Here is a 16,728-nt window from a genome sequence, read left to right as displayed (position 1 = left end):
GTTGCGGCGCGCATCAGATAATGCTGATGCGCGGAATCCGCTCGCTGCGAGTGCGCCCTCGTTACCGACGGGCCTCACAAATGGCCTGATACAGCGGTGAGTCACCTTCCAGCTCGGTCAGCGTCTCGATCTTTGCCTGGCCGGCTTCATTGAGCCTGAACATCGCCTTCTCCGCGCAAATCAGCTGATAGCTGGCGCTCTTCACGGTCGACATCAAGTGCTGTTTCTCGAAGCGGTACAGCACGAAGCGACCAAGACGGCCCCGGTCGGTGTCCTGCACTTGTGCGTTCGCGCTATCCAGAACTGTATAGGCCAACGGCATCGGATAGAGCATGGTCCAAGGCCGCCAGAGCATTTCGCCCTCTTCGCTGGCAACCACTACCGAGCCTTCCGGCAGGCGCGCTTGCTTGGTCTCGAACCAGGTGTATTCGTAATGGATGGTGTAACTGAGCATGCCCAGCCCGGCGAATACCGGAATGATCCATTTAGGCAGTCGATTGCGGCTCAGGGAGCGCAACAGCAGGGCGATCCCAGCGCCCGCCACTGCGGCGACGATTGCAGCGATTAGATGCCAGAACATATACAACCCCCTAAAAAAATCGGGCTTCCAAATGGAAGCCCGACTTCTACATCAACCTTGTGTCAGAGCAGGTCTGACGTCCGGCTGCATTATCAGTTAGTGATCAAGCGCAACGCCAGCACCTTTGGGGGTACGAACGCTCTCGACCAGATCCTGAATTTCCTGCGGCGGAGCTTCGGTAGACAGCGACACCGCGTAGGCAACAGCGAAGTTCAGCATGGCACCTACAGCACCGAAGGCCTGCGGGGAGATGCCCATCCACCACTGATCAGGGGTGTTAGGAATGCTCGCAGTGCCAGGGACGAAGAACCAGCCCAGGTACAGGAAGATGTACACGGCGGTGGAAATTACACCGACCAGCATACCGGCGACGGCGCCCTTGCTGTTCACGCGCTTGGAGAAGATCCCCATCATCAGCGCCGGGAACAGGCTCGCTGCCGCAAGACCGAACGCCAATGCCACCACCTGCGCGGCGAAGCCCGGAGGATTCAGACCCAGCCAGGTTGCCAGCAGGATCGCTGCCGTCATGGCCAGACGGGCGGCCAGCATTTCGTTCTTCTCACTGATCTTCGGATTGATGAGTGTCTTGATCAAGTCATGACTGATTGCCGAGGAAATCGCCAGCAGCAGACCCGCAGCTGTCGACAAGGCTGCCGCGATGGCACCCGCAGCGATCAGACCAATGACCCAACCTGGCAGATTGGCGATTTCCGGGTTGGCCAGAACAATGATGTCATTGTTCACGGTCAGCTCGTTGCCGTTCCAGCCACGCTCTGCAGCGGTGGGGGCGAAGGCGGCGCTAGCGTCGTTGTACATCTGTACACGGCCGTCGGCGTTCTTGTCTTCCCACTTGATCAGACCAGTCGTTTCCCAGGTCTGTACCCACTCTGGACGATCTTCGTAGCGGATCGCTTCGGCCTGCGGGCCTTCCGGATAGATGGTCTGTACCAGGTTCAGGCGAGCCATGGAGGCAACAGCCGGAGCGGTCAGGTACAGCATGGCGATGAACACGAGGGTCCAGCCAGCAGACCAGCGAGCATCAGCAACCTTCGGTACGGTGAAGAAGCGAATGATTACGTGCGGCAGACCAGCAGTACCGATCATCAGCGACAGGGTGAACAGGAACATGTTCAGCTTGTTGTCGACGTCCGCGGTGTAAGCAGCAAAGCCGAGGTCAGTAACGACCTGATCCAGCTTGTCCAGCAGCGGCACACCCGACTCTACGTGGGTACCGAACATGCCGAACATCGGGATCGGGTTGCCAGTCAACTGCATCGCAATGAACACAGCCGGAATGGTGTAGGCGATGATCAGAACAACGTACTGCGCCACCTGGGTGTAGGTGATGCCTTTCATGCCGCCGAATACCGCGTAGGCGAACACGATCGCAGCAGCGATCCAGATACCAGTGGAGTTGCTCACTTCCAGGAAGCGGGAGAACGCCACACCAGCACCCGCCATCTGACCGATTACATAGGTAACGGAGATGAGGATGAGGCAGACAACTGCAGTCAGACGAGCACCACGGCTGTAGAAGCGGTCACCGATGAAGTCCGGCACGGTGAACTTGCCGAATTTGCGCAGGTAGGGTGCAAGCAGCATCGCCAGCAGCACGTAGCCACCGGTCCAGCCCATCAGGTAAACGGAAGTGGCATAACCGCCGGAAGCGATCAGACCGGCCATGGAAATGAAGGAAGCTGCAGACATCCAGTCAGCTGCAGTCGCCATACCGTTGGTAACGGGGTGAACGCCACCACCGGCAACGTAGAATTCCTTAGTCGACCCAGCGCGGGCCCAGATCGCGATTCCTATATAGAGCAGGAAGGACGCGCCCACGAACATCATGTTGATCCAATATTGGCTCATTGTGGTTACTCCTCAACCCCGAATTCCTTGTCCAGTTTGTTCAGCCGCCACGCGTAGTGGAAGATGATCGCAATGAACGTGATGATGGAACCCTGTTGAGCGAACCAGAAGCCTAGATCCGTGCCCCCAACCGGGATGCCGGCTACCAGCGGACGCAGGAGGATACCGAAACCATATGAGACCAGAGCCCAGACCACCAAGCTCCAAGTGATAAGGCGAACATTCGCCTTCCAGTACGCAGCAGCATTTTCTTTATCGTTGTCGGCCATTGACGTTCTCCGCCTTATTTTTATTGCGTGTGAAGGGAACCCACATGCTGAATTTAACAGGGGTGGGTTAATGAATGAAAGCCCCGACTTTAGTCTGACGAACAACACGCAAAGACCAATCTATTCGCTGCAAAGGCCCTACAAAACGCACCTCAAGGTAGCGATGGGCCATTGCGCAAGCTGCTCGCCGTAACCTTCGTGGCAGACGCTTTTGGCGCCGACCCATGCGGCGAGCTGACGCGGCGACTCGTGACCCTGCTCGGCCGTCCCGCAGGAGCACTATCAGTACCGACCGGTCACAATTTTAAACCCACCCATACTGTCAATTAAAAACAATATTAGAACAACTAACGCAGCTGCTAAAAACCACTTATATATATAAGAAGCGACACTATAAGTTCCATCTCAATACAAGTAGCCAACTTAAAATAACTTTCAAAGATTGCTTTTTGATTGCAGACGAAGCGACGTACTGCCCTTATCAAATCCGGCTGTACGGAGGCGGCTTTTCGTGTGGCCAGGACACGTGCCTCCGGCAGCCCAGTCCGGAGCCGGCCTCATGAGGAAGGGATTCCGCTTGCACGGCGGTATCACGGCCACCGCTGATGGCTGCCCGTCAGCTGCCGGGCCGAGGCGAAGGAAAACGGGACAGCCGAAATTTATGCGGCACCGCGAAACAGCTCTGCAGCGCTGACTTTCGAAGCCCGAGCCAGACCGATACGGTCCGGCCCGAGTTACAGAGGCGAGCGGTCGCGCGTCAGCAGGTTGGCTGACCAGCCGTGTATTTCTCGGTCGGATAGATCGCCGCGTTCAGGTCGCGGATGGTCTCGGCGCCGATCAGCAAGGGATAGCTGAAGTGGGTGCGATCGGTCAGGTTGACTTCGACCTCGCGCAACTGGTCACCGATACACAGCTGCATGCCTACCACCGGCCGCTCCGCCCGCGGCGGCTCGCTGTCCGGATCGACGCTGCCGGATTCCTCGGCGCGCGTCTTGATCCGGCTGATACCGAGCAGACGCTGCTCATATAGAGTGTCATCGGCACCATCGACGGCCAGCCGGAAGCGAACCCAATCCTCGCCATCGCGCTGGAACTGCTCGATGTCCCGCGCCGACAGCGATGCGGTCATGGCTCCGGTATCCATCTTGGCAGGCAATGTCTTGCCGATCTCTTCGATCTTGATGTGTTCGTAACGTCCGTAGAGGGTGGGCTCGGCAGCGAAAGCGGGTAGCGCCAGCAGTCCGGCGAGGAAAAGAACACGAGACAAAACAAACCTCCTGGAAAGGGTAATGGACAATTTTCGATTGGGACCCCCGCTTGGGGTTCCGTCTGCCGGCCTTTCAAAACGTTTCACGGTGCAGGCGCAACGCCACATCGAAGCCTTACGGCCGACGCATGCACCGGCAGCCTGATAGACTGCAGACCGTTCCCCGTCCGAAGACTTTCTCCGTGCCCAGTACCGCCTTTTCCTCGCTGCCCCTTTCCGCCGCCATGCTGGCCAACCTCGACGCCCTCGGCTATACGACGATGACGCCGATCCAGGCGCAGAGCCTGCCAGTCATGCTCAAGGGCCACGACCTGATCGCTCAGGCCAAGACCGGTAGCGGCAAGACGGCCGCCTTCGGCATCGCGCTGATCGAACCACTGAACCCGCGTTATTTTGGCTGCCAGGCGCTGGTGCTGTGCCCGACACGCGAACTGGCCGACCAGGTCGCCAAGGAGCTGCGCCGCCTGGCGCGGGCGGCGGACAACATCAAGATCCTGACACTTTGCGGTGGCGTTTCGATCGGGCCACAGATCGCCTCTCTCGAACATGGTGCGCACGTCATCGTCGGTACACCGGGCCGCGTGCAGGAGCACCTGAAGAAAGGCACGTTGAAGCTCGACGGCCTGAATACCCTGGTGCTCGATGAAGCCGACCGCATGCTGGACATGGGCTTCTACGACGCCATCGCCGAAATCATTGGCCAGACTCCAGCCAGGCGGCGGACGCTGTTGTTTTCCGCCACCTACCCCGCCGGTATCAAACAGCTGTCCGCCAGTTTCATGCGCGACCCGCAACAGGTGCGCGCCGAAGCCCTGCACGATGATGGCCAGATCGAGCAACGCTTCTACGAGATCGACCCCGAGCAGCGCATGGACGCGGTGACGCGCCTGCTGGCCAGTTTCCGACCGGAAAGCTGCGTGGCCTTCTGCTTCACCAAGCAGCAATGCCAGGAGCTGGTCGATCACCTGAGCGCCAACGGCATCTCCGCCATGGCACTGAACGGCGACCTCGAGCAGCGCGACCGTGACCAGGTGCTGGCGATGTTCGCCAACCGCAGCCTTTCGGTCCTGGTGGCGACCGACGTCGCTGCACGCGGGCTGGATATCGACGCGCTGGATATGGTGATCAACGTCGAGCTGGCAAGAGATTCGGAAATCCATGTACACCGTGTCGGCCGGACCGGCCGGGCCGGTAACCAGGGCCTGGCCATGAGCCTGGTGGCGCCGGCCGAAGCGCATCGTGCGCAGGCCATCGAAACCTTGCAGAAGGCGCCGCTCAACTGGCAATCGCTGGACAGCCTGAAAGCCCAGGCGGGCGCGCCGCTGCAACCGCCAATGGCGACGCTGTGCATTGGAGCAGGCCGCAAGGACAAACTGCGCCCCGGCGACATCCTGGGTGCGCTGACCGGCGATGCCGGCATTCCCGGCACCCAGGTGGGCAAGATCGCCATCTTCGATTTCCAGGCATTCGTGGCTGTCGAGCGTGGCGTCGTCAAGCAGGCGCTCAAGCGTTTGAATGAAGGCAAGATCAAGGGCCGCTCGCTGAAGGTACGGGTGCTCTGAAGCAGCGCGGCGCCTGATAACGGCCACATGCTGATCTGGATGATTGAACGAACGAGCCAGCCGTGACACCGTTTGCGCTGGCTTCGTCCAACCATGCCAACCCCAACGGATCGCTCCATGCCGCAACCTTCGCTCAGCCAGTTTTTACGTCGCCTATGGGCGCTGGAGAAGTTCGGCTATAGCCTGCGCGTGTTGATCGCAATGGCCGGCAGCATGGGTCTGAGCTGGTATCTCGGGCAACCGACGCTGATCATCCCGCTGTTTCTGGGCATTATCGCCAGCGCGCTGGCGGAAACCGATGACAGCTGGCTTGGCCGCCTCAACGCACTACTGGTGACACTGCTGTGCTTCAGCATCGCTGCCGTCGCGGTCGAACTGCTGTTCCCCTACCCCTGGCTGTTCGTTGCCGGCCTGGCGATTTCTACCTTCGCACTGGTCATGCTGGGCGCGCTGGGCGAGCGCTACGGCGCGATTGCTCAGGCGACCCTGATTCTCGCGATCTACAGCATGATCGCCGCCGATCAGCGCGGCGGTGCGCTGCAGCATCTCTGGCGCGACCCCATGCTGCTGGTGGCGGGCGCGGCCTGGTACGGCCTGCTTTCGGTGTGCTGGAACGCGCTGTTCGCTCACCAACCGGTGCAGCAGAGCCTGGCACGGCTGTACCGCGAGCTGGGCCTGTATTTCCGTTACAAGGCTGCATTGTTCGAACCTGTGCGGCAGCTGGACGTGGAACAGCGCCGCCTCGAGCTGGCGCAGCAGAATGGCCGAGTCGTCAGCGCCCTGAATGCCGCCAAGGAAACGCTGTTGCATCGCCTCGGCAATGGCCGGGCGGGCGGCAAGATCAATCACTACCTCAAACTGTATTTCCTCGCCCAGGATCTGCATGAGCGGGTCAACTCATCGCATTACCCCTACCAAGCGCTTGCCGAGGCGTTCTACCACAGCGATGTACTGTTCCGCTGCCAGCGCCTGTTGCGCCTGCAGGCCAGCGCCTGTGCCGAGCTCGGCGAAACCATCCAGCTGCGCCAGGCATTTCGCTACAGCGAGGCCAACGGGCAGGCGCTCGAAGACCTGCAGGCCTCCCTTGAGCACCTGCGCGAGCAGAACAATCCAGCCTGGCGCGGCCTGCTGCGGTCGCTGCGCGCACTCTCAGGCAACCTTTCCACGCTGCAGCGCCAGCTGGCCAGCGCCAGCGACCCCGGCACCCTGGAAGGCGAGCAGGACAGCAGCCTGCTGGACCGTCAGCCGCAAACCCTACGCGATGCGTTCAACCGCATTCGTCAGCAGCTGACACCCACTTCACTGCTGTTCCGCCACGCCCTGCGCATGACCATCGCGCTGGTCTGCGGCTACGCCGTCCTGCACGCCATACATCCGGAGCAGGGCTATTGGGTGCTGCTGACCACCGTGTTCGTCTGCCAGCCCAACTACGGCGCTACCCGCATCAAACTGGTGCAACGTATCAGCGGCACCTTGCTCGGGCTCATTGCCGGCTGGGCGTTGTTCGACCTGTTTCCCAGCCAGCCGGTTCAGGCACTGTTCGCGGTAGTCGCCGGTGTGGTGTTCTTCGCCACCCGCAGCACGCGCTATACCCTGGCCACCGCGGCCATCACCCTGATGGTGTTGTTCTGCTTCAATCAGGTCGGCGATGGCTACGGGCTGATCTGGCCGCGCCTGTTCGACACCCTGCTTGGCAGCCTGATCGCTGCCGCCGCGGTATTCCTCATCCTGCCTGACTGGCAGGGGCGACGCCTGAATCAGGTGGTCGCCAATACGCTCAGCTGCAACAGCGACTATCTGCGTCAGATCATGCGTCAGTACGACAGCGGCAAGCGTGACGATCTGGCCTATCGGCTGGCCCGGCGCAACGCGCACAACGCCGACGCGGCGCTGTCGACCACGCTGTCGAACATGCTGCTGGAACCGGGGCACTTCCGAAAGGACGCCGAAACCGGCTTCCGCTTCCTGATCCTCTCCCACACGCTGCTCAATTACCTCTCCGGCCTGGGCGCGCATCGCGAAAGCCTGCCGGACGATGCCCGCGACGAGCTGCTTGAAAGCGCAGCACAGCGTCTTGCCAGCAGCCTCGACGAGCTCGCCGATGGGCTGCTGCACAACCAGCCGGTAGCGGTGTACAGCGAGGAAGAAGAGGCCCTGGCGCAGCAGCTGGAGCAAGCCGCAGAAGACATCGATGACAGCCATCGATTGCTGCAGACGCAGCTGGGACTGATCTGCCGGCAACTGGCGCCGCTGCGCAGCATGGCTGCGCACCTGGTCAAACGGCAGCCGCAAAGCCAGAGCTAGGACGATTTCGCCTATGGCAGCGCTTCGGGCGGTGGCACCCCATGGCGCAGGAAGATCGACGCGTAGCTGCCGTCGTCGAGCATCAGGGCGATTTCCCGATCGAACGTGGCGATGATGTCCGCGGCGCGAGGATGGTCATTGCGCACCACGAGTGACAGGCCGACCTGGCTGAACTCACCCGGCACGAACGACAGCGCATCTCTCTCGTGCCCCAGCTCGCGGTTCAGATGAAACAGCGCGGTGCGCTCGTCTTCCAGCGTGAGATCGACACGGCCGGCAATCAGCATCTTAGCGGCCTGAACAAAATTGGCTGCGTAACCCTTCTGCAGACGCGTGTCGTCGTCCAGCTCATCGCTGTATACGTAGCCACGGCTCAACGCAATCGGGTAGCCGAGCAGGCTGTCGAGCCCCTCGTAGCGTATGTCGCTCTCGCGGCGCTGGAGCCAGCGCATGCGATTGATCAGAAAGGGCCTTGAGCTGCGGGTGTAGTCGACTCGTTTGACGGTCGGCCAGCCGTTGATCATGTCGTAGCTGCCGTTCTTGACGCCTAGCAAGGCGCGCTCCCAAGGCACTTCGATGTATTCCAGCTCATAACCGCCACGCCCAAGCGCCGTGCGGATGAGGTCGACGGACAGGCCATCGCCGGGCAACCGCTTGTCCGTATAGGGCGGCCAGATGTTACCGGCCAGGCGCAACACCTCAGCTGGCAGCGAGGCACTTGCCAGCAGCAGGATCAGCGCGAGATACCGTCGTTTACCTTTCACATTTCCCTCGCTTTTACATGGCCAAGCGCTACCACGCCCATCAAAGCACAAAGCGAGTGGCGTGACGCCCTCGTCTCGTCGGATGCCGGGCTGCGCCGAAGCGGCCGCAGGAGTACCATCGCGCGTTTTCTGGACGAGGGAAGCGGTAGTGCAGACTGACGTGGTGATAATCGGCGCAGGCGCGGCCGGCCTGATGTGCGCATTCACCGCCGCTGCGCGGGGACGCCAGGTGCTGCTGCTGGACCACGCCAACAAGGCCGGCAAGAAGATCCTCATGTCTGGCGGAGGGCGGTGCAACTTCACCAACCTGTACACCGAGCCGGCCAACTTCCTTTCCAGCAACGCGCATTTCTGCAAGTCCGCGCTGGCGCGCTACACCCAGTGGGACTTCATCGAAATGGTCAGCCGCCACGGCGTGCCCTATCACGAGAAGAAACTCGGCCAGCTGTTCTGCGATAACAAATCCAGCGACATCCTCGAGATGCTTCTCGACGAATGCGCCCAGGCCGGCGTCGATCTGCGCCTGGATACAGCAGTCGAGTCCATTGCCAAGCATGACGAAGGGTACGCGCTGCAAACCGCCATCGGCGCGGTACGCTGCCAGTCGCTGGTGATCGCAACTGGCGGCCTGTCGATCCCGACCCTGGGCGCCAGCGGCTTCGGCTATCAGATTGCCCGTCAGTTCGGCCATAGCGTCCTGCCGACCCGCGCAGGACTTGTGCCGTTCACCATCACCGAGCCACAGCTCAAGACCATTTGCACCGAACTTTCCGGTACTTCGGTGGAAGACTGCCTGGTTAGCTGCAACGGGCAGAGCTTCCGCGAAAACATCCTGTTCACTCACCGCGGGTTGTCGGGACCGGCAATTCTGCAGATATCGTCCTACTGGCAACCAGGCGACGTCGTGCATATCAACCTGCTGCCGCATCTTGACCTGAATGAGTGGCTCACCACACAGAGGCAGGAACGCCCCAACGCCGAATTGAAGACGGTGCTGGGTGAAGTCTTCACGCGCAAGATGGCCGGCCTGCTTTGCGAGCACTGGTTCGTCTCCAAGCCGCTTAAGCAATACGTCCCCAGCGAACTGGAGGCGATCGCCGAGAATCTCGCCGACTGGCAACTGGTACCGGCTGGCACCGAAGGCTATCGCACGGCAGAGGTGACACTGGGAGGGGTGGACACCCGAGAGGTTTCTTCCAAGACCATGGAATCGCAGAAGTCGCCAGGGCTGTATTTCGTTGGCGAGGTGTTGGATGTCACCGCCCATCTGGGCGGCTTCAACTTCCAGTGGGCCTGGGCCTCGGCCTACGCGGCCGGACAGTTCGTCTAGGCTGCGCAGCGCCGAATCGACCGGGCTACTCGTTGGTCCGGTTCGACGGCGGCGAGATTTCTCGCGGGCCAGCCGGATCGGTGGCGGTGTTCTGGAATTCCTGCTGGTTGCGGCTGTGGTTGTCCAGCGCCGACTCTTCTTCGTCTGGCGAGCAACCAACCAGCGCAAGTGCAGTCAGCGCGCCGGCAAATACATAAGTCCACTTCATCGCTTTCTCCTGTTGTAGGCACCTCGCGCCACGCGCAAGGTGCCCGGATCAGGTAGTACCACGCTTACTGCGAGGTACCTGTTCCAGTGCCAGTAGCCGGTGCAGTGCCAGTGCCCGTACCGGTGCTAGGCGCTGTGCCGGAGCCGGATTCGGTACCCAGGCCGCTGCCGTTGTCGGCGGGCGGAGTGGCCATATCGCCGGTAGCGCCCGTGCCAGTACCCGTTCCGGTGCTCGGTGCAGTGCCGGTACCAGTACCAGTGCCTGCAGGCGGTGTGGTGGTGTTGGTGGAGGGTGCGGCTGGCTGCTCGGTAGTGGCCGGCGGCGGAGTCGGTTCGCGCTCGCGGTCTTCGTCTGGGCCGCAACCGACCAACAGAAGTCCGAGTACGGGGGGCAGCAGATAGGTAAGACGCATGGTTAACCTCCTTCAGAGTGAGCCGGCTGATGGCCGGCGAATTCTTGAATCATCAGATTCACAGAAGGTTGACCCTGTTCGAGCGCAAGAGTGCCCTGCGCGTCCCATCGCCGCCGCACCCGCGGGCCGGCCTGCACTACATGCGCTGTGCCATCGCCTGGCCCGCGACCATCTCCGCGTTGGCCGAATGAAGGCGCCAAAGCCCTTCGCTGCGGCATTGCGCATCGAATAGTCGCTGCAGCTCCGCGGCCGGCCGGGGCGGGCTGAACCAGTAGCCCTGCACCAGCTGGCACCCCTCGCTGACTAGGAACGCTACCTGCTCGGGGCGCTCCACGCCTTCAGCGACGACAGCAAGGCCAAGGCTTTGACCAAGTCCTATGACGGCACGGCTGATCGCAACTGAATCGGCGTCGTCCGGCGCCGTAGCGATAAAGCTGCGATCGACCTTCAGCACATGCAACGGATAGCGCTTCAGGTAGCCGAGCGAACAGTAGCCGGTGCCGAAATCATCTAGCGCCAGGCGTACGCCGAGCGCAGCGATCTCGTGCAGGGCGCCCATCATCATCTCGGTGTCCTGCATCAGCAGTGTTTCGGTAATCTCCAGCAGCAGGCTCTCCGGAGGCAGACCCGTCTCGCATAGCACGCGAGCCAGCAGAGCCGTGAAGCCTGGCTGCTGCAGCTGACGAATCGACAGGTTTACCGCGCAATACAGCTGCGTCTGCCCGGCCTGCTGCCAGAGACGCACCTGATGGCACGCCTCGCGAAGCACCCATTCGCCGACCCGGACGATCTCACGGGACTCTTCCAGCACCGGAATGAATTCGTTCGGCGCCACCAGCTTGCCGTCGAAGCGCCAGCGCAGCAGTGCCTCGACGCCCAGCATATAGGGCTGCCCATTCTCGACACGGCAGATCGGCTGATAGTGGAGGGCGAACTCCCGGCGCGTCAGCGCCTGCGCCAGCGCACTTTCGAGTTCCAGTTGGCGAGCCGCCTTGGTATGCAGACCGTCGCAGAACAGCGCGAACTGATCCTTGCCGGCGCTCTTTGCTCGGTACAGCGCCAGGTCAGCGGCCTGCAATGCGTTCAGCGTCTGGCCGTCACGTTGCAAGGGCGCGATGCCGATGCTGGCGCTGACTGACAGCGTTCGCTCGCCAAGCTGCAACGGCTGGCGCAGTGCAACCAGCATCCGCTGTGCCACACGCTCAGCGTCCGCGTCACAGGCCAGATCGCCGAGCAAGGCGACGAATTCGTCGCCACCGAAGCGCGCCAGGTGATCGCCAGGCCGCAGACAGCGCAATAGCCGTTGCGCTACTTCGATCAAAACCTGGTCACCAGCACCATGGCCAAGGCTGTCATTGATCAGCTTGAAACGGTCCAGATCGACGAAGAGCAACGCCGCCGAGCGTCCATGTGGCCGTTGCTGGACTTCCTTGAGCAACTCCTCGAGATGCAAGCGATTGGCCAGGCCGGTCAGCGCATCGTGACGAGCCGCGTGGCGCAAGCACTCCTCTGCCGCCTTGCGTGCACTGATATCGGTCTGCGAGCCAGCCATGCGCAGCGTGCCCTGCTCACAACGGTCGGCGACACCGCGAACAAGCACCCAGAGGTAACCTCCCGCTTCGGTACGCACCCGATATTCATGCGCCAGCGAAGGGCAGCGGCCATTGAGATGGTCGGCGATCGCCTCACGCAACCCGGGCAGATCATCAGGATGCACGCGCTCGAACCAGCTGCGGCTGCAATAGCTGGTTTGCGTCGGCATCTCGAGCATGGCGGTCCAGCGTTCGGAAAGGTGTAGCCGGTCGTGTTCGACGTCCCACTCCCAGATGCCGTCCTCTGAGCCGCGCAGCGCGCGGGTCAGGCGCGCCTCGCTGTCCTCCAGCGCATGCCGCTGCGCCGCGCTGTAGGTATCGATCGCGAGGATCATGTCGAAGAAGACAATCTTCAGCAGGCTGTCGTAAACGGCATGTTGCTCGCTATCGCCGACGAGCGTGCGCAGCATCTCCGATAGGTAAAGCCGATAGGCGCCGAGGTACCACTCCAGATCGACACCAACACGCTGGTGCACGAGCCCGACAGTCAGGCGGTCGCGTACGTAGTCGCGCTCGTAGGGGCCGCTCCAGAGGCGCTGATAGTATTCCTGCTGTCGATGCTTGAGGCGCGAAAGCCCGACGCAATCGCCGCGCATTCCGGCGGGCTGGCCGAAGTTGGCCAGGTGCTCGTAGAGCTTGTCGATGAAGGCGCGATGCGCGGATTCCAACGCCGGCGCCGCGCGATTCAAACGCAACGCATCACCTGCCTGCCATTGCAGGAAGCGCTTGCGTGTCAGGATCTGGTCGAGCCCCAAGCCGACCCGTTGTAGCAATACCCTCAGCTCGTCTTCCATCCTTGCCCCTGAGCAGACCGCCCGTTCCCCGAAACCAGACCCGACAATGGCTGCTCGGCAGACACGTCGGTAAGGGAGAACGCAGATTGATGCTAGAAAGCCATCAAGGTTCGCAGTGGCGCTTCGTCGCACTATTGATACAAGTCAGCAAAGACGAAGGTGAGATTGAACCAGGGCATAGAGCGGGCCGGGGCAGGACGCCCCGGCGGCCAATCGACGGATCAGGCGGCCTGCTTGCCCGTCATCTCTTTCTTCAAGCGGGCGCGCAGCTGGCTCATTTGCTCACCCATTTCCTCGAGGCGCTTGGCGTCGAACAGCTCACGCGCCTGCGGGAACATTTCCGACTCTTCTTCCTCGATATGGTGTTCCAGCAGCTCCTTGCACACCTTGGCACGTCCGGAGAATTCGAGGCTGCCAGGATCGGTAGCCTTCAGGTCCGGCAATACCAGTGAATCCACGGCGCGGTGCTCTTCCTTGGCCTCGTGGTACATCTTGATCTCTTCCTTGCCGCCAGCTTCCTTATAGGCGGGATAGAGAATCTGCTCTTCCAGCTGGGTATGGATGGTCACTTCCATTTCCAGTTTGCTCAGCAGTTCGGTGCGTGTCTTCACGGCACGCTCGGTGGAATCGGTCAAACGCGTCAGCAGCTCCTTCACGCGCTCATGATCCTCAATCAGCAGGTCGATGGCGTTCATGTGCTGTCCTCTTCGGCTTCACGGCAAAGAACCAGGCTCGACGGCCCGGCTCGAAAAAACGGCTGCGGCATCACCGCAGCCGTTGAGCTCAGGCGTACTCGTATGTGGGCAGTGCGGTACGGCTCTGGCTTTGTAGATGAGCGATGGAAGGCGACATCCCCGCCTCCAGCGCCAGGTCGCGGCGTACCGAGCTGACGACCCACTCCAGCTGAATTCTGGTTTGGGTCTGCCCCTTGGATAGCGCACGCTTGACCAGGGTGCGGTCGTCGTTACGCAGGGTAAGCAGCAAGCCGCCATCCGGGCGGGGCTCGGTGAGCACTTCGAACTCAGAAAAAGCAGCAGTAAGGAATTGTTGTGCAGCGGTCATTGTTATGTACTCCAATAAGTTCCAGCGAACGTTAACGGAGCAGCGTTCGTGCCAACCTTGAAACTGGAGTTTTTTACTTATAAAACAATATGTTATCTGAAACGCTCAAAGTATTAAGCCGTGCAAAACGCAATACAAAGCGTGACGCAGGTTGCATTCTGCGGCCTGCATTGGCTGTTCAAGCCTTGCGCCAGACGCTGGCAAGCCAGGGCTGCTGCGCTCGAGGCAGCCCTTCGGGGCGATAATAGTGCTCCAACTCCACGAAGCCCGCGCTCAGCACCTGCTGCCGCCAGGTCGACCAGCAATACCAGACACCGTAGCGATCCCCGCTCCAGCCCTCCTCGTCCTGCCCGCGCGGATTGGAACAGAACAACACCCCGCCCGGGTTCAGCGCACCGTGCAGCTGCGACAGTACGTCCGGCAAATGAACACTCGGCACGTGGAACAGCACCGCGTTGGCAAAGATGCCGTCGAATGACCCGGCCGGCAGTTGCAGCTGCAACAGGTCCTGATGCCAGACCTCGCAGCCGCTTTCCGCGCGAGCCATCTCGACGAACGCCTCGGTACCGTCAAGCCCCACCGCGACATGTCCGCGGGCGGTCAGCGCCTTCAGGTCGCGCCCAGGGCCGCAGCCTAGATCGAGAATGCGCAACGGGGGTTGTGCCTGAATGTGACGCAGAAGGGCATCGAGGTTCTGGCTGACGTCGTGCTCACGAGTGCCCTCGCGAAAAGCCTCTGCATTGAGGCGGTAATAGTCGAGAGTGCGCTGCGCTGCCTGCTCCGATTCGCTCATGATGTACTCCTGCAGTGCGTAGCCCGTAACCCTATCGCGACCTGGGCTCGAGAACCAGCCGGCTGCCCCCGGCTAGGCGCCCCCGACTGGGCGCCCCCGGCTAAGGTCGGCATTGAGCGCGGCGGCTGAAGGAGCGAGGATGGCTCCTGCGATGTGCGCCAGCGCACAGCAAGGCAGTTAAAGTGATGACCGTTTGGCTGTAGGACTGAAACTTGCAGCGCGTAGCCTGTCGAAACCCTGTCCGGCTCGCAACGGGCTGGCATGCAGCACGTAAGGCAACATCGAGACCACCATGAACCACGCACCGCAGAAAATCGTCCTGCTCGTTGAAGACGAGCCGCATATCCTCAGCCTGCTTTCGGATTATCTGGCCAGCGAGGGCTATCAGGTGCTCGAAGCGGATAGTGCGCCCAAGGCCTTCGAAATCCTGGCGACCAAACCACACCTGGATCTGCTGGTGACCGACTTCCGTCTGCCTGGCAACGTATCGGGGGTGATGATTGCCGAGCCGGCGCTCAAGCTGCGCCCTGACCTCAAGGTGATCTTCATCAGCGGCTATCCGATCGAAATCTACGAGTCGGGCAGCCCCATCGCTCGCTCGGCCCCGGTGCTGGCCAAGCCCTTCGCCCTGGACACGCTGCGCAGCCAGATCCAGCAGTTGCTTGCCAGCTGATCAAACCACGGCGCGGAAAAACGAAAAAGCCCGCATAGCGCGGGCTTTTCACGTCTGGGCGCAGATCAGTTGATCTTCGGGTCCAGCTCACCATTGGCGTAACGCTGGAACATGCCTTCCAGGGAGATCGGCTTGATCTTGGAGGCATGGCCGGCGGTACCAAAGGCTTCGTAGCGAGCGATGCAGACATCGCGCATGGCTACGACGGTCTTCGCCAGGTACTTGCGCGGGTCGAACTCGCTGGGATGCTTGGCCAGGAATTCGCGAATCGCACCGGTAGACGCCAGGCGCAGGTCGGTGTCGATGTTCACCTTGCGTACGCCGTACTTGATGCCTTCGACGATTTCCTCGACGGGCACACCGTAGGTCTCGCCGATCTCACCGCCGTACTCGTTGATGATCTTCAGCCAATCCTGCGGCACCGAAGAGGAGCCGTGCATGACCAGGTGCGTCTGCGGAATGCGCGCGTGGATGGCCTTGATGCGATCGATGGCCAGCACGTCACCAGTCGGCGGCTTGGTGAACTTGTAGGCGCCGTGGCTGGTGCCGATGGCAATGGCCAACGCGTCGACCTTGGTCTTGGCGACAAAGTCGGCTGCCTCTTCCGGATCGGTCAGCAACTGGCTGTGGTCCAGCACGCCTTCAGCACCGACGCCATCTTCTTCACCGGCCATGCCGGTCTCCAGGCTGCCAAGGCAACCCAGTTCGCCTTCCACGGAAACGCCGCAGGCGTGAGCGAAGGCGACCGTCTGCTGGGTCACGCGCACGTTGTACTCGTAATCGGCTGGGGTTTTGCCGTCTTCCTTCAGCGAGCCGTCCATCATCACCGAGGAAAAGCCGAGCTGAATCGAGCGCTGGCAGATGTCCGGGCTGGTGCCGTGGTCCTGGTGCATGCACACCGGGATGTGTGGGAATTCTTCGATCGCCGCCAGGATCAGATGACGCAGGAACGGCGCACCGGCGTATTTGCGCGCACCGGCGGAGGCCTGGACGATCACCGGGGAGTCGGTCTTGTCGGCCGCTTCCATGATGGCGCGCATCTGCTCGAGGTTGTTGACGTTGAAGGCCGGCACGCCGTAGCCGAATTCGGCGGCGTGGTCGAGCATCTGGCGCATGCTGATGAGTGCCATGTTTTCCTTTCTCCCGGTCTGGGTCGTTTGATCGTTTAGAGCCTGCCGCAGTGGCTGGCGCTGTTCAAGCGCCGCACATGGGCGCGGCATTGTAGAGGCGGGAGCGGCAAATGCCAGCGTCC

16 protein-coding genes are annotated in these 16,728 nt (G+C 61.5%); 4 read left to right on the top strand and 12 right to left on the bottom strand.

The window, feature by feature from the left end:
* Nucleotides 1-61: 61 nt before the first annotated feature.
* The 4 genes from SM130_RS01670 to SM130_RS01655 all read right to left on the bottom strand — a co-directional run bounded on the left by SM130_RS01670 (nt 62) and on the right by SM130_RS01655 (nt 3,982).
* On the bottom strand, nt 62-580 hold the full coding sequence (locus SM130_RS01670) for a hypothetical protein (protein ID WP_102824106.1): 519 nt from the start codon (nt 578-580) through the stop codon (nt 62-64).
* A 96-nt stretch (nt 581-676) separates the two neighbouring features.
* Nucleotides 677-2,446, bottom strand: a complete 1,770-nt coding sequence (locus tag SM130_RS01665) for a sodium:solute symporter family protein (RefSeq protein ID WP_102824105.1) — start codon at nt 2,444-2,446, stop codon at nt 677-679.
* A 5-nt stretch (nt 2,447-2,451) separates the two neighbouring features.
* Nucleotides 2,452-2,715, bottom strand: a complete 264-nt coding sequence (locus SM130_RS01660; RefSeq protein WP_003282672.1) for a DUF4212 domain-containing protein — start codon at nt 2,713-2,715, stop codon at nt 2,452-2,454.
* Nucleotides 2,716-3,472: 757 nt separating this feature from the next.
* Nucleotides 3,473-3,982 (bottom strand): ATP-dependent zinc protease family protein, encoded by a 510-nt coding sequence (locus SM130_RS01655; RefSeq protein ID WP_102824104.1) that lies wholly within the window; start codon nt 3,980-3,982, stop codon nt 3,473-3,475.
* A 182-nt stretch (nt 3,983-4,164) separates the two neighbouring features.
* On the opposite strand from SM130_RS01655, the gene dbpA reads away from it, so the two are divergent.
* Nucleotides 4,165-5,544, top strand: a complete 1,380-nt coding sequence (gene dbpA / locus SM130_RS01650; protein ID WP_102824618.1) for an ATP-dependent RNA helicase DbpA — start codon at nt 4,165-4,167, stop codon at nt 5,542-5,544.
* A 117-nt stretch (nt 5,545-5,661) separates the two neighbouring features.
* The gene (gene yccS / locus SM130_RS01645; protein WP_102824103.1) at nt 5,662-7,848 is read left to right on the top strand and encodes a YccS family putative transporter; all 2,187 of its coding nucleotides are present in this window, start codon (nt 5,662-5,664) and stop codon (nt 7,846-7,848) included.
* Between the two features lie 11 nt (nt 7,849-7,859).
* Here the strand turns inward: yccS and SM130_RS01640 are convergent, their stop codons facing one another.
* The gene (locus tag SM130_RS01640) at nt 7,860-8,612 is read right to left on the bottom strand and encodes a substrate-binding periplasmic protein (RefSeq protein ID WP_102824102.1); all 753 of its coding nucleotides are present in this window, start codon (nt 8,610-8,612) and stop codon (nt 7,860-7,862) included.
* Nucleotides 8,613-8,760: 148 nt separating this feature from the next.
* Between SM130_RS01640 and SM130_RS01635 the strand changes: the two genes are divergently transcribed.
* Nucleotides 8,761-9,942, top strand: a complete 1,182-nt coding sequence (locus SM130_RS01635) for an NAD(P)/FAD-dependent oxidoreductase (protein ID WP_102824101.1) — start codon at nt 8,761-8,763, stop codon at nt 9,940-9,942.
* A 25-nt stretch (nt 9,943-9,967) separates the two neighbouring features.
* On the opposite strand, the gene SM130_RS01630 is transcribed toward SM130_RS01635, so the two are convergent.
* The 6 genes from SM130_RS01630 to SM130_RS01605 form a co-directional block, all read right to left on the bottom strand.
* Nucleotides 9,968-10,150 carry a hypothetical protein gene (locus SM130_RS01630; RefSeq protein WP_102824100.1) on the bottom strand — a complete coding sequence of 61 codons (183 nt, stop codon included), beginning with the start codon at nt 10,148-10,150 and terminating at the stop codon, nt 9,968-9,970.
* A gap of 64 nt (nt 10,151-10,214) precedes the next feature.
* Entirely contained in the window at nt 10,215-10,562 is a 348-nt protein-coding gene (locus SM130_RS01625; protein WP_102824099.1) for a hypothetical protein, read from the bottom strand.
* Between the two features lie 136 nt (nt 10,563-10,698).
* Nucleotides 10,699-12,948: a putative bifunctional diguanylate cyclase/phosphodiesterase gene (locus tag SM130_RS01620; RefSeq protein ID WP_102824098.1), complete on the bottom strand. Its 2,250-nt coding sequence runs from the start codon at nt 12,946-12,948 to the stop codon at nt 10,699-10,701.
* A gap of 221 nt (nt 12,949-13,169) precedes the next feature.
* A complete protein-coding gene (locus SM130_RS01615) occupies nt 13,170-13,643 on the bottom strand; it encodes a hemerythrin domain-containing protein (protein WP_102824097.1) in 474 nt (157 codons plus the stop codon).
* Nucleotides 13,644-13,731: 88 nt separating this feature from the next.
* On the bottom strand, nt 13,732-14,010 hold the full coding sequence (locus SM130_RS01610) for a DUF3509 domain-containing protein (protein ID WP_102824096.1): 279 nt from the start codon (nt 14,008-14,010) through the stop codon (nt 13,732-13,734).
* A gap of 178 nt (nt 14,011-14,188) precedes the next feature.
* A complete protein-coding gene (locus SM130_RS01605) occupies nt 14,189-14,803 on the bottom strand; it encodes a class I SAM-dependent methyltransferase (RefSeq protein ID WP_102824095.1) in 615 nt (204 codons plus the stop codon).
* 292 nt (nt 14,804-15,095) lie between these two features.
* On the opposite strand from SM130_RS01605, the gene SM130_RS01600 reads away from it, so the two are divergent.
* On the top strand, nt 15,096-15,476 hold the full coding sequence (locus SM130_RS01600; protein WP_102824094.1) for a response regulator: 381 nt from the start codon (nt 15,096-15,098) through the stop codon (nt 15,474-15,476).
* 65 nt (nt 15,477-15,541) lie between these two features.
* On the opposite strand, the gene fba is transcribed toward SM130_RS01600, so the two are convergent.
* Nucleotides 15,542-16,606 (bottom strand): class II fructose-bisphosphate aldolase, encoded by a 1,065-nt coding sequence (fba, locus tag SM130_RS01595; protein WP_102824093.1) that lies wholly within the window; start codon nt 16,604-16,606, stop codon nt 15,542-15,544.
* Nucleotides 16,607-16,728 lie beyond the last annotated feature (122 nt).

The sequence above is a fragment of the Stutzerimonas stutzeri genome, from assembly GCF_038561965.1.
Taxonomy (GTDB): Bacteria; Pseudomonadota; Gammaproteobacteria; order Pseudomonadales; family Pseudomonadaceae; genus Stutzerimonas; species Stutzerimonas stutzeri_AA.
Note: the sequence above shows the minus strand (reverse complement) of the source record. Positions and strands in the feature narration are given on the sequence as shown.

Coding starts and splice junctions, on each gene's coding strand:
- SM130_RS01670 (WP_102824106.1), bottom strand. CDS start 580: ATGTTCTGGCATCTAATCGCTGCAATCGTCGCCGCAGTGGCGGGCGCT.
- SM130_RS01665 (WP_102824105.1), bottom strand. CDS start 2,446: ATGAGCCAATATTGGATCAACATGATGTTCGTGGGCGCGTCCTTCCTG.
- SM130_RS01660 (WP_003282672.1), bottom strand. CDS start 2,715: ATGGCCGACAACGATAAAGAAAATGCTGCTGCGTACTGGAAGGCGAAT.
- yccS (WP_102824103.1), top strand. CDS start 5,662: ATGCCGCAACCTTCGCTCAGCCAGTTTTTACGTCGCCTATGGGCGCTG.
- SM130_RS01630 (WP_102824100.1), bottom strand. CDS start 10,150: ATGAAGTGGACTTATGTATTTGCCGGCGCGCTGACTGCACTTGCGCTG.
- SM130_RS01625 (WP_102824099.1), bottom strand. CDS start 10,562: ATGCGTCTTACCTATCTGCTGCCCCCCGTACTCGGACTTCTGTTGGTC.
- SM130_RS01620 (WP_102824098.1), bottom strand. CDS start 12,948: ATGGAAGACGAGCTGAGGGTATTGCTACAACGGGTCGGCTTGGGGCTC.
- SM130_RS01615 (WP_102824097.1), bottom strand. CDS start 13,643: ATGAACGCCATCGACCTGCTGATTGAGGATCATGAGCGCGTGAAGGAG.
- SM130_RS01610 (WP_102824096.1), bottom strand. CDS start 14,010: ATGACCGCTGCACAACAATTCCTTACTGCTGCTTTTTCTGAGTTCGAA.
- SM130_RS01605 (WP_102824095.1), bottom strand. CDS start 14,803: ATGAGCGAATCGGAGCAGGCAGCGCAGCGCACTCTCGACTATTACCGC.
- SM130_RS01600 (WP_102824094.1), top strand. CDS start 15,096: ATGAACCACGCACCGCAGAAAATCGTCCTGCTCGTTGAAGACGAGCCG.
- fba (WP_102824093.1), bottom strand. CDS start 16,606: ATGGCACTCATCAGCATGCGCCAGATGCTCGACCACGCCGCCGAATTC.